Below are 11,502 nucleotides of genomic sequence, written 5' to 3'. Positions count from 1 at the left end.
TCGTTGACGCGGGACACATTTTGAAACGTATTAAGGAGGCAGGTTAGCGTTTGAGTGGGGGAATAACAAGCTTCTGTTCGGCCCATTGAACGTTTCATGCGTGCTAGGCTGTGGTCTCTGGGAGATCGAGGGGACGCATGGTTGGCATCAAGGATGTGGCCCGGCGCGCCGGGGTCTCCATCGGCACGGTGTCCAATGTGGTCAACCGGCCGCACATCGTTTCCCCGGCGACCCGGTCACGCGTGCTGTCGGTGATCGAGGAGCTGGGTTACGTCCGCGACGAGTCCGCGCGGCAGCTGCGGGCCGGCCGCAGCCGCATCATGGCGCTGCTCGTCCTCGACCTGGCGAACCCGTTCTTCGTCGACGTCGCCCGCGGCGCCGAGCAGGCCGCCCACGATGCGGGCCTGAGCGTCATCACGTGCAACAGCGGGCAGCGCGTCGACCGCGAGGAGTCGTACCTGTCGCTGCTGGCCGAGCAGCGGGTGCGGGGGCTGCTGCTGAGCCCGGTCGACACGTCGGGCGCGGCGCTGGAGACCTTCCGCCGCAGCGGGATCCCGTACGTGTTCGTGGACCGGAAGGTGCCCGCGGACGAGGCGAGTTCGGTGTCGGTGGACGATCTCGCGGGTGGCGAGCTCGCCGGGCGGCACCTGCTGGAGACCGGGCACCGGCACGTCGCGTTCGTCAACGGGCCGCGGATACTCACGCAGTGCCGCGACCGGGAGCAGGGGCTGCGCACCGCGTTGGAGGGGTCCGGGGCGGAGCTGTCGGTGATCGAGACGAGCGAGCTGGACGTGGAGTCCGGGCGGGACGCCGGCGCGCGGCTGCTCGGCATGAGCCCCCGGCCGACGGCGGTGTTCTGCGCCAACGACCTGCTGGCTCTGGGGGTGCTGCAGGCGATGGTCGGCGCCGGCGTGCGAGTGCCGGACGAGATGGCGATCGTGGGCTACGACGACATCGAGTTCGCGGGCGCGGCCGCGGTGCCGCTGACGTCGGTGCGCCAGCCCGCGCGCCGGCTGGGACAGACGGCGGCCGAGCTGCTGATCGCGGAGACGGCGGACCCGGAGAACCGGCCGCCGCACCGGTCGGTGGTGTTCAAGCCGGAGCTGGTCGTGCGGGCCTCGACGCAGTACCGCCGCTGAGCGGTTCCCGGGGCTGGGAACTCTGGCGGCTGGGGTGATCGGTGTTGCGGCGGGGCCGATCGAGGCGGCGCGAAGCCGGCTTGGCGAGGCGGGCTCGGAAGTTTGGCGGGCGGGCCGCGCGTGTGGCGTTCGGGCCAGGCCTCGGGCGCCGGAGCGCGTCCGCTTGGCGCGCCGTGTCTCGTGAAGCGGCGACCGGCAAGAGCCGGCCATGCGCCAGGGCGCGTTCGCGCGCTGCCGTGGTGTTCGGCCACGAGCGACGCCACTCGGTGGGCACTGCCAGGTGGGTCAGGCATTCGTCGCGGGTTGGCTCGGCGGCCGGCAAGTGGCCCGGCACCAGGGGCGCGGTTCCGGTTCGTGAGGGCGGCCACCAGTAGGTGGTGGGCACTCCTCGCGGGTTCGGCCCTCAATGTTTGGCCACGTAACGGCGCCAGAGGCGGCGCGGTTCCGGTTCACGTGGGGCGGGTACCAGCAGGTACGTGAGGCATTCCTCGCAGGTCCGGCCCGGTGGGGCGGTCATGGCGGCGGGGAGGAACCGCGCGCCGCACACCGCTTCCAGTTCCTGGCCGGGTGCCATGGCCGTGTCGGGAACCGCGTGCTCGGCCGTGCCGTCCGCGCTGGTCACCCAGACCGGATGGTCGTCCGGGGTCGCTTCCACCGCTTCTCCCCTCCGCCGCTGCTCCGTCCGGGCCTACCCGCGGCCGTCCGGCTCATGCCGGATTCACCTGGCCGTGGCGGTCACCTCGGCCCGAACTCGAGGTTCAGGCAGGCCAGCCGCCCGCCCGCCGTCCCGGCGTGACCCGGGTCCGTGTGCGTGTGCGTCTCGTGGATGACCACGGAGCCGGGCAACCGGTCGCCGTAGGTCCAGTCGACCCGCGACACGGCGAACCCGCTGCCGTTCGCGGACGTGGTGAAGTCCAGCCAGATCTCGTTGCGCGGGTTGGCGTACGCGGGGTCGGTCGAGGGCTGCACCGGGTCGGGAACGTGCTGGTAGTGCGGCCCCGAATCGTTCGGGGCCGCGCCGCAGGGCTTGGCGTGCACGTGGGCGCCGTACTCGCGGCCGGGCAGCAGGCCACGCACGGCCAGCGTGGTCAGGGTGCCCGTCACCGACGCCGTGAACGCCCGCGCGGTCGCCCCCTCCGGCACGAGGGCCGTGTTGTAGCGCACGACGGAGGCGCCGGCGCCCACCTGCGCGGCGGGGGCGGCGACGGCTTCGGCCGGCCAGAGGGCCGGCAGCGCGGCCGCGGCGAGGGCCAAGGGGACGATTCGCATGATGTTCCATTTATCGGTCAATCTGTGACCAGGCAAATCCTCCCATAGGCTGATCTCCGTGAGCGGTCGCGACGAAGAGACCCCGAACCAGCGCCTCGCGCGCAACGTGAACGAGCTCCTCGGCGAGCTGCGGGTGGCGCAGGCCGGGGTGCAGATCCTGTTCGGCTTCCTGCTCACGGTGGTGTTCACCAGCGAGTTCCGCGCGGCCAGCGGGTTCGAGAAGGCCGTGCACCTGGCGGCGGTCCTGCTCGCCGTCGTCTCCACGGCGCTGCTGTCCTCGCCCGCGGCGTGGCACCGGATCCTGTTCCGTGCGGGCCGCCGGGACGACATCCTGCGGGCGGGCAACCGCGCCGTCCTGGCGGGCCTGGTGTGCCTGGCGGCCGCGATCACCGCGACGGTGTCGCTGATCGCGAAGGTGGTCTACGGCCCCATCGCGATGGCCGTCGTCGCCGGTCTGGTCGGCCTCACGTTCGCGGTGCTGTGGTTCGTGGTCCCGAACTTCCTGGCGAACCACTCCGTGCGTGACACCCGCCCGTCCCGGGTACCGCCGAGCGACTCCGCGGCTGCCGAGTAGCCGTCAGTACAACCGGTGCAGCCAGGCGCGCCAGATCAGCGCCGTCGGCACCACGGAAGTGAACAGGGTTCCGATCACGAACAGGATCACTGCCTGTGACTGGGCCGCCGCCACAAGCAGGAACAGCCCCAGCACTGGCGAGCAGAGGATTCCGAGGACGGACAGCAGGATGCCGGACACGCGCATCGGCCGTAGTTCGGCAAGCCGTTGCGCCAGCCGTGGGTTCTCAGCGGCCAGTTGCCGCTCGATTTCCGAGAGCCGTCGCTGTTCTTCACCGTGGAGTGCCATCGCCGCACCGCCTCTACCGACCAGTATCGCTCGCCGACGGGTCCTTGTCACGATGTGATCTGCGCTGTGCTTTGGCTGTCGTCCCGTGCGCCCTCACGGTGAGTAGGTAATATTACCTCCCGTTAACCCGATCGTTAACCCGATCGCGGGAGCCAAAGGGCGAGGGGAGAGCGTCCGGTCCTGCGAGAACGAACCGTGTGGGAGTGCACGCGCGGGCGAGGGAGAAGGTGCTGTTGATGAGCAAGACCGACGAGCGCGTCATTGGTGACACGCCGATCTTCGAGGCGCTGCGCGAGGAGTTCGACTTCGACCGCCTGCTCGAGGACCTGGTCGAGGAGCCGAAGCAGGCCGAGTGAGACGTTACGGTGGTGGCTGTGAGCGGTGATCCCGGCACGGCCACCACCACTCGCCGATCGCAAGTCCCCGTCGTGGCGGCCGTGGCGATCGGCGGTGGGATCGGTGCGCTGGCCAGATACGAACTGGCCACCACCTGGCCGACGGCGCCGGGCCAGTTCCCGTGGACGACGTTCTTCGTCAACGTCACCGGCTGCTTCCTGATCGGCGTCCTGATGGTGCTGGTCACCGAGGTAAAGGTGCACCACCTGGTCCGGCCCTTCCTCGGGGTCGGCGTCCTCGGCGGGTTCACCACGTTTTCCACCTACACCGTGGAAATCCACGGGCTGCTGAAGGCAGGCTCGGCGGGCATGGCGCTCGCCTACCTCGGCGGAACGCTTCTCACGGCTGGGCTCGCCGTCCTCGCCGGCGTCGCCGTCACGCGCCTGCTGGCGGGCCGATGACGGCTGTCCTCGTCATCGCCGGCGCGATGGTCGGCGCACCCCTGCGCTACCTCGCCGACCGCGCTGTGCAGGCGCGGCACGGCGGCCCGTTCCCGTGGGGCACGCTGCTGGTCAACCTGGCCGGGTGCGTGGTCCTCGGCGGCCTCGCCGGCGCAGGCGCCGCGCTGCCCGCACCGCTGTTCGCGCTGCTCGGCACCGGTTTCTGCGGCGCGCTGACCACCTACAGCACGTTCAGCTACGAGACGTTGCGGCTGGTCGAGCAGAAGGCGCACTTCTACGCGGCGATGAACATCGTGCTCAGCGTCGCCGCCGGGGTCGGCGGCGCGTATGTCGGATTTGCCGCTGTGCAGGCGTTTGTGGCGGTGTGACGATCACTCCGCGTCGTGCCAGGCTGACGCCATGACCGATGCGATGCGGGCCGAGACCGTCAGGATCACCGGGCATGGTGGCGACGAGGTCGAGGCCTACCTGGCCACGCCACTGGACCCGGCGCCACGCGGCGGGGTCGTGGTGATCCACCACATGCCCGGCTACGACGAGGCGACCAAGGAGATCGTGCGGCGCTTCGCCGTCCACGGCTACCACGCGATCTGCCCCAACCTCTACTGGCGCGAGGCGCCGGGCGCGGACCCCGACGACGCCGCCGCGACCGCCCGCGCCCAGGGCGGCGTCCCGGACGAGCGGCTCGTCGGGGACGTCGAGGGCGCGGCGAACCACCTGAAGGGGCTCGAGGGCGCCAACGGCAAGATCGGCGTGATCGGTTACTGCTCCGGCGGGCGGCAGACATTCCTGACCGCGTGCAGCATCCGGATCGACGCCGCGGTCGACTGCTACGGCGCGTTCGTGGTCAACGACCCGCCGCCGCAGATGGCCGGGATGAAGCCGCTGCTGGGGCTCGCGCCGCAGCTGTCGTGCCCGCTGCTCGGGCTGTTCGGCGCCGAGGACAAGTTCCCGTCGCCCGAGGAGGTCGCGACGCTGTCCGCCGAGCTCGACCGGCTGGGCAAACCACACGAGTTCCACACCTACGACGGCGCGGGGCACGCGTTCTTCGCCGTCGACCGGCCCAGCTACCGACCGGAGGCCTCGGTCGACGGGTGGCGGCGAGTCTTCGACTTCTTCGGCAAGCACCTGGTGTGAGGAGAGACGACATGTGCACCTACCTGACCGAGCAGATCGAGATCGACGGCAGCGGCAAGTCGGCGCGGGGGTGGATCCCGCTGACGCACGCTTCGGTTTACGTCGACCACCCGACGCACGCGCAGTACGCGCACACGGTGAACATCGACTTCCTCAACCCGGCGGAGGGGCCGTCGGCGCGGGTGCCGGTGGAGCTGACCGAGGAGGCCGCGCTGGCACTGGCGGACGCCATCCACCGGGCGATCGCCTCCGCGCCGAAGGGGCTGGCCTCGGCGAAGCAGCCGATGTGAGCGTCGAGGACGGGCTGCCACCGTCGCGGAGTACCGCGCGCTGCGGGCCGCGGTGGGCTGGCCGTCGCCGGACGACGACGTGTGCCGGGCCGCGCTGGACGGCTCGGTGCACGGCGTGCTGGCGCGCGGCGCGTCCGGGCTCGCGGGGATGGCGCGACTCGTCGGCGACGGCGCGATGTACCTGCTGATCGTCGACGTGGTGGTGCACCCCGATCACCAGGGCGCGGGCCTGGGCAGGCGGATGGTCGAACGGCTGGTGCGGGTCGCGGGCACCCGGCGTGTGCAGCTCGTGGCGGCGGGCGCGGTCGTGCCGTTCTACGAGCGGCTGGGATTCACCTGTGAGGCCAGCCACCTGATGGCGTACCGCACTCTGGGATGACCTGGGCGAATGGTTCACGGAGTCTTAACGTGGTCCGTGGTTGACCCCCATGGCCCGTTTTGGAGTGCTCTGTGTCCGCTGTCACCGACCGGCCCCCGGCCGGCAATTTCCTGCTGCGCTCGCCCACCTCGTGCGCCGCGCCGATCCCGGAGCCGGAGGCGCCCGTCCGCTGGGTGCCGCTCGCGATCTCGGCCGCCGGGTCGGTCGCGCTGAGCTGGTACGTCTGGGCCACCTACGGCGGCAAGTTCGGCGCGCTGCTGGTCATCGGGCTGTTCCTCGGCCTCGCGCTGTACCACTCGCGCTTCGGGTTCACCTCGGCGTGGCGGCAGCTCATCGCGGTCGGCAACGGTGAGGGCCTGCGTGCCCACGCCCTGCTGCTCGGCACCGCCGCGACCCTGATCGCCCTGCTCATCGGCACCGGCACCGGCCTGTTCGGCACCACGCCGAAGGCCACGGCAGGCCCGATCGGGCTCGCGTTGTTCGTCGGCGCCGCGCTGTTCGCCATCGGCATGCAGCTCGGCGGGGCGTGCGCGTCCGGCACGCTGTTCGCGGTCGGGTCCGGGCAGTCGTCGATCGTGCTCACGCTGGGCGGGTTCATCGCCGGATCTGTCCTCTACACCTGGGCGTTCCCGGTCTTCGACGGCTGGCCGCAGGTGTCCGGCGTGCTGCTCGCCGACCACGTCGGCTGGTTCGGCTCGTGGGCCATCACCATCGCGGTGCTCGGGCTGGTCGTCGTCGTGACGCGGGTGGTCCAGGCGCGCCGCAACCCGCCGCCGGTCGGCGTGCCGCCCACCGCGAAGGGCTTCGCCCGCGTCTTCCGCGGCTCGTGGCCGCTGCTCGTCGGCGCGGTCGTGCTGGCCGTGCTCGCCGCCGCGGTCGTGCTCGTCTCGGGTGGCACCTGGGGCGTCACGTTCGCCTTCGCCCTGTGGGGCGCGAAGTTCCTGCAGCTGATCGGCCTGCACCCGGAAACGTGGGAGTTCTGGCAGACCACCAGCAACGCCAAGTCGCTGGCGAGTCCGATCTGGACGGACAAGACCAGCCTCACCGACATCGGCATCATCCTGGGCGCCGCCGTCGCCGCCGCGGCCGCGGGCACCTGGAAGATCCACTCGGAGATCCCGTGGCGCACGGCGATCGCGTCCGTCCTCGGTGGAATCCTGATGGGCGTCGGCGCCCGGCTCGCCGGCGGCTGCAACATCGGCGCCTACCTGGCGGGCATCTCCACCGGCAGCCTGCACGGCTGGCTGTGGGGCATCTTCGCGCTGGGCGGCACGTGGATCGGCCTGAAGCTGCGGCCCCTGTTCGGGCTCGCCAACCCGAAGCCGGCCGACTCGATCTGCTGACGTTCCCAAGCCCTGGAATGGCAGGACAACCGCCGGGTTGTCCTGCCATTCTTCGTTGCGGGGAAGGAAAATCCCCGACAGAGAAAGGTGGGAACATGAAGAAGACCGTGATCCGGGGCCTCGTCGCGAGCGCCCTCGCCGGGGCGGCCGTGCTCGGCGCCGCGGCACCCGCGCTGGCCGCTCCCGCGCCGGGCGACGTGGCCGTCGTGGACGAGCCGGACACGACCAACCTCAACAACGCCTACACCTTCGCGCCGCTGGGCGTGCCGGTGATCGGGCTCGTCCGGTCGATCAACGCGGCGCCGGGCAAGCTGCTGCCGAGCTTCGGCTGAGGTTGAACACGGAAGAACCCCGCGCCACCCACCTGGCGCGGGGCTCTTCCTTGTCCGGCTCAGCCCGCCAGTTCGGTCAGCAGGCCGTAGACCGGCGCCAGCACCGCGGTCGGCGCCCCGGTCGTCGGGTCGAGCAGGGGGCCCGCGTCGACTCCCGGGACGAGCCAGATCGGCACCTCGTCGGCGCTCGCGATGCCGCCGCCGAACCCCAGCGCCGCGGCTGCGATCACGCCGCCCGCCAGCACCCTTGCCACACTCCTGCGCACTTGCACTCTCCTTTCTGCTCCGCCCGTCTCAACCGAGCGGAAAACTGATCGGCACGACCGTCCCTTGTGGAACGAAGAACCCGGCGCCCTCACCCGGCACGTCCATGCCCGGCGCGTGCGGCTGCCCCGGCGCCATCGGCATCGCGTTGACCTGCGCCGCCGCGAACAGCTGCACCCGCGGCGGTTCGGGCTGCTCCGGGCCGAGCCACTGCCGGAACCCGGTCACCGTCGCCGCCTCGCCGGGGAACGCGTTGTCCAGCGCCACGGCGTAACTGACCGCCGCCTGCTCCCGCGGGTCGAACCGCAGCGGCACCGTCGAGCTGGCCACCGTGTTCACCAGCGGCCCGGTCAGTAACCACGGCGCGACGTACAGCCCGTACGGGTACGCCGGCCGCTCCCGCTGCGCCGCGGCCGCACCGTCCAGCGCCGACGCCGCCTGCGCCCATCCGGACACCACCACCAGCGCCGCACCATCCGGCCGCACCGCCACCCGGCTGACCGCGGCGGCGTCGCGGACCACCCGGGCCGCCTCCGTGCCCCGCGCCGACGAATCGCCGACGACCGTGATCGAGCCCGTCCCGCGGGCGGCCAGGAAACCGACGAGCTTGCGCAGCGCGTCCGCGTCCGCTTCGGACAGTGCGTCCGCCGGGCAAGCCGTCAGCACGTCCTTGCGCCCGGCGACCAACCCGCCCAGCGCGGTCGTCGCGCACTCCGGTCCGTCCGGGCCGGACGCCGTCGCGACCCCGCTCGCCGAACCGGTGTCCACCTCGATGGTCCGGCCGGAAACCACAAGCGAGCTGCGCCCCGCGGGCAGGTCGACCTCGGCCCAGAACCCCGAAGCGCCCGGCCGCGCGACCGCCTGGACGGCCGGCCCGTCCCCGACCGCGACCGAGCCGGCCGTGGCCAGGTGGACGAGGTTCCGGCCGGGCCGCTGCGGGCTCACCAGCACCGGCGTGCCACCCGCGTCGGCGAGCAACGGCACCCCGGGCACCGGCAACTCGGCCGGTGCCGGCAGGGCGACGAACGCGCTCCACGCCACGAACGCGGCCGCGACGCCGACGACCGCGACCCGCCGCCACAACACGGCCGCCACGATCGGAAGCACGAACGCGGCCAGCAGCGCGATGCCGAACCCGGTCTCGTACAGCCGCCGGTCGAACGCCACCCCGGAGAGGACCAGCTGCACCGCGCCCGCCAGCGCCAGCACACCGCCGAGCGTCCACGACAGCGGACCGAGCCGGGGCGTCTCCGCGCGGGCCAGCGCCAGCGACGCCAGCCCGAACCAGGCGGCCGTCGCGGCGACGTAGACCGTGTCGATGGCGAACTCCACCCCGGACCGGCCGAGCGCGGTCTCCAGCACCAGCAACACCAGCAGCGCGGTGGCCACCCAGCGGCCCACCGGCGGCCGCCGCGTGGTCAGCACCGGCACGGCCAGCACCAGCAGCGCGTGCACGACCGCGCCGACGACGTTGACGTCGAAGGCCACCGCCGACACCACAGCCAGCACCGCCGACAGGCCGCCCAGCACGACGGTGACCTGCCGCAACCGGCGGGGCAGCGTGTCCACCTGCGGCCGCAGCAGCCCGATCCCCGCGACGAACGCCGTGGCGGGCAGCAACACCAGCCGCACGATCAGCGCGGCCAGATCCAGCCCGGCCGAGCCGGTGACCGGATGGGACCCGTGGTCCATGAGTTACCTCTTCCGCACCGGGGCCGTGCGTGGCCGGGTCCGGCCCGGCCACGCACGGCCGCGTGCTTACTTCACGTCCGCGTCAGCGACGACGAACAGTTCCGAGTGGGGCTTTGCGTTGCCGAAATCGCCGTGCGGCCACGACTTCCGGTTGAAGTTGATGCCCACCTGGCCGGTGAACTCGTCACGGAAGTTCTGGTCCACCGTGGCCTTGCCGTCCGGTGACAGCTTCACGATGTTGACCTTGTGGTCGCCGTCCAAACCGGACCGGGCGACGAAGTAGTTCGACACCGCGAGCCGGTCCGGCGAGGTGACCTCGTGGTAGAAACCGTCCTCGCCCAGCTCGAAGTTGTCGTACGCGCCCCAGTGCGGGCCTGCCCCCGGCGTGCCCGGGTTGATCGGCGCCGCGCCGGCGAGCGTGGGCAGCACCCCGTTGTCCGCGCCGCTGCGCGCCTGCTCCTTGGTCTGGATGCCAGGACCGGCCCAGTCCGGACCCTGCGCGAGCAGGTTCTCGATGTTCAGGACATAGACGCCACCGGTGGTGCCGGGGTCGTCCGGCCCGAGGGTGCCCTTCTGCCGCCCCTGGATGGCGCGGTAGAGGAACCGGTCGTCCGGGCTGGTCTGGATCCAGCCGCCGTTGGAGCTGGCGCCGATGCTGTCGTTGTTGCCCAGCGCCCGGTTCGCCGCGCCGTCGTCCCACACCTGGTACCAGTGGGGTTCGGCCTTGGTGATGTCCGGCGTGTAGAACACCGCGCCGCCCTGCATGGTCTGGGCGAAGGCGCCCTTGTGGCCGGGCAGGTTGGTCACCGTGGTCTCCATGACCGCACGGCTCTCCGCGTAGAGCGGGTCGTAGTCCCCGGCTCGCGGGCCGTCCGGCAGGTAGGACACGGCCTTGAGCTTCGGGTTGTTGCGGTCGGAGATGTCCCAGGTCCGGACCGTCGGGCGGCGCAGGTACGGCGACGGCTGCTTGACCGGGTCGAGGATGATGTTCCGCGGCTCCGCGTAGTCGCTGGTCACGAGGGTGTTCAGGTCCTCGCGGGCCTGGATGCCGTGCGGGTTCGCGCAGGTCGGCTGGCCCAGCGTCGGCAGGTTCTCGCACAGCTTCGCGTTGTCGCCCTGTGGCGTGGCCGCCGAGGTCTGCGACAGGACCTGCGCGTTCTGGTCGAACCGCACGACCTCACCGGGGCTGCCCGCGAACCCGTTGCTGATCACGGTCTGGCCGTTGGCGTAGGTGTACGGGCCGGGCGCGACCGGGCCACCCATGTAGGTGCCGTAGGCAGTCCCGTCCTTGAGCACCCAGTAGGCGTCCGGGACCGACCCGCCGAGGGTCTGCGTCGGCAGGCTGACGCCCTTGAGCTTGAGCTGCGGCAACGCGCTCACGTCGAACGCGTAGGTCGCGGCCGCGAACAACGCGCCGGCGTAGATCGTGTCGCCCTTGTGCCACACGTACTGCATGTGGTGCGGCTCGTTCTCGACCAGCGGGCCGACGGTGGCGGTGTTGACCACCTTGCCGTACGTCGGGGAGCCCTCGGTCGCGTCGATGACGGCGAGGAAGTCCGGCCCGGGCAGCGCGTTCTTCGCCTTGTTGAGACCGCCGCTGATGGTGCCGGGCAGGTTCTTGACGTCCTTGACGACGGTGTCCGCGATGTTCTCGTCGCCCGCCCACACGAGCAACCATTCCTTGCGCTGCCCATTGTTTTCACTGCGAATTTTATTGACGTCCCCGCCGACCAGGTGGTTCTCTACCCAGTACTGCTTTCCGTCCGCACCGGTTTTAGAATCGGTGACCACCTGCACGTCGGCGTAGGCGCTGCTCGTGCCCGTGTAGGTCACGGCGCCGGCGGCCAGTGCGACGGCCGCCGTGCCGGTCAATATTTTTCGCCATGACGGCGATTTCAGGCGCATGCCTTCTCCATGTTCCGTTCCCTGAATCTGTGCCCCGGAATTGGGCGGAACGGAATGGTTCCGTGCAGCGCCGACGGGTGTCAAAGCAGTGTC

At 71.3% G+C, this 11,502-nt stretch carries 15 protein-coding genes; 9 read left to right on the top strand and 6 right to left on the bottom strand.

The genetic code is table 11. The features are described 5' to 3' along the window. The first annotated feature begins 137 nt into the window (after positions 1 to 137). Positions 138 to 1,139 carry a LacI family DNA-binding transcriptional regulator gene (locus AMETH_RS33740; RefSeq protein ID WP_017985609.1) on the top strand — a complete coding sequence of 334 codons (1,002 nt, stop codon included), beginning with the start codon at positions 138 to 140 and terminating at the stop codon, positions 1,137 to 1,139. Between the two features lie 403 nt (positions 1,140 to 1,542). Here the strand turns inward: AMETH_RS33740 and AMETH_RS33735 are convergent, their stop codons facing one another. Then, the gene (locus AMETH_RS33735) at positions 1,543 to 1,794 is read right to left on the bottom strand and encodes a hypothetical protein (protein ID WP_017985608.1); all 252 of its coding nucleotides are present in this window, start codon (positions 1,792 to 1,794) and stop codon (positions 1,543 to 1,545) included. Positions 1,795 to 1,874: 80 nt separating this feature from the next. Continuing rightward, a complete protein-coding gene (locus AMETH_RS33730; protein WP_026153611.1) occupies positions 1,875 to 2,408 on the bottom strand; it encodes a superoxide dismutase family protein in 534 nt (177 codons plus the stop codon). A 58-nt stretch (positions 2,409 to 2,466) separates the two neighbouring features. Between AMETH_RS33730 and AMETH_RS33725 the strand changes: the two genes are divergently transcribed. After that, entirely contained in the window at positions 2,467 to 2,982 is a 516-nt protein-coding gene (locus tag AMETH_RS33725; protein ID WP_017985606.1) for a DUF6328 family protein, read from the top strand. Positions 2,983 to 2,985: 3 nt separating this feature from the next. Here AMETH_RS33725 and AMETH_RS33720 read toward each other — a convergent pair whose 3' ends face one another. Then, complete coding sequence (locus tag AMETH_RS33720) at positions 2,986 to 3,270, bottom strand: DUF3040 domain-containing protein (RefSeq protein ID WP_038532582.1); 285 nt, start codon at positions 3,268 to 3,270, stop codon at positions 2,986 to 2,988. A gap of 374 nt (positions 3,271 to 3,644) precedes the next feature. Here AMETH_RS33720 and AMETH_RS33715 point away from each other — a divergent pair, with 374 nt between their 5' ends. The 7 genes from AMETH_RS33715 (at position 3,645) to AMETH_RS33685 (ending at position 7,548) form a co-directional block, all read left to right on the top strand. After that, complete coding sequence (locus AMETH_RS33715) at positions 3,645 to 4,067, top strand: fluoride efflux transporter FluC (protein ID WP_223843005.1); 423 nt, start codon at positions 3,645 to 3,647, stop codon at positions 4,065 to 4,067. Then, positions 4,064 to 4,435 carry a fluoride efflux transporter CrcB gene (gene crcB, locus AMETH_RS33710; protein ID WP_017985602.1) on the top strand — a complete coding sequence of 124 codons (372 nt, stop codon included), beginning with the start codon at positions 4,064 to 4,066 and terminating at the stop codon, positions 4,433 to 4,435. Before AMETH_RS33715 ends, crcB begins: the two co-directional genes overlap by 4 nt. A gap of 31 nt (positions 4,436 to 4,466) precedes the next feature. Further along, on the top strand, positions 4,467 to 5,204 hold the full coding sequence (locus tag AMETH_RS33705; RefSeq protein ID WP_017985601.1) for a dienelactone hydrolase family protein: 738 nt from the start codon (positions 4,467 to 4,469) through the stop codon (positions 5,202 to 5,204). Positions 5,205 to 5,215: 11 nt separating this feature from the next. Continuing rightward, on the top strand, positions 5,216 to 5,494 hold the full coding sequence (locus tag AMETH_RS33700; protein ID WP_017985600.1) for a DUF6295 family protein: 279 nt from the start codon (positions 5,216 to 5,218) through the stop codon (positions 5,492 to 5,494). A 52-nt stretch (positions 5,495 to 5,546) separates the two neighbouring features. Then, positions 5,547 to 5,873, top strand: a complete 327-nt coding sequence (locus AMETH_RS33695) for a GNAT family N-acetyltransferase (protein ID WP_017985599.1) — start codon at positions 5,547 to 5,549, stop codon at positions 5,871 to 5,873. A gap of 71 nt (positions 5,874 to 5,944) precedes the next feature. Next, positions 5,945 to 7,216: a YeeE/YedE family protein gene (locus AMETH_RS33690; protein ID WP_017985598.1), complete on the top strand. Its 1,272-nt coding sequence runs from the start codon at positions 5,945 to 5,947 to the stop codon at positions 7,214 to 7,216. 95 nt (positions 7,217 to 7,311) lie between these two features. Then, positions 7,312 to 7,548 carry a hypothetical protein gene (locus AMETH_RS33685; RefSeq protein ID WP_017985597.1) on the top strand — a complete coding sequence of 79 codons (237 nt, stop codon included), beginning with the start codon at positions 7,312 to 7,314 and terminating at the stop codon, positions 7,546 to 7,548. Positions 7,549 to 7,607: 59 nt separating this feature from the next. On the opposite strand, the gene AMETH_RS33680 is transcribed toward AMETH_RS33685, so the two are convergent. The 3 genes from AMETH_RS33680 to AMETH_RS33670 form a co-directional block, all read right to left on the bottom strand. Continuing rightward, positions 7,608 to 7,814 carry a hypothetical protein gene (locus tag AMETH_RS33680; protein ID WP_026153609.1) on the bottom strand — a complete coding sequence of 69 codons (207 nt, stop codon included), beginning with the start codon at positions 7,812 to 7,814 and terminating at the stop codon, positions 7,608 to 7,610. 28 nt (positions 7,815 to 7,842) lie between these two features. Continuing rightward, complete coding sequence (locus AMETH_RS33675; RefSeq protein ID WP_017985595.1) at positions 7,843 to 9,504, bottom strand: hypothetical protein; 1,662 nt, start codon at positions 9,502 to 9,504, stop codon at positions 7,843 to 7,845. Positions 9,505 to 9,570: 66 nt separating this feature from the next. After that, the gene (locus AMETH_RS33670; RefSeq protein ID WP_051079470.1) at positions 9,571 to 11,409 is read right to left on the bottom strand and encodes a hypothetical protein; all 1,839 of its coding nucleotides are present in this window, start codon (positions 11,407 to 11,409) and stop codon (positions 9,571 to 9,573) included. Positions 11,410 to 11,502: the final 93 nt, after the last annotated feature.

The organism is Amycolatopsis methanolica 239 (assembly GCF_000739085.1).
GTDB classification, from domain to species: domain Bacteria; phylum Actinomycetota; class Actinomycetes; order Mycobacteriales; family Pseudonocardiaceae; genus Amycolatopsis_E; species Amycolatopsis_E methanolica.
Note: the sequence above shows the minus strand (reverse complement) of the source record. Positions and strands in the feature narration are given on the sequence as shown.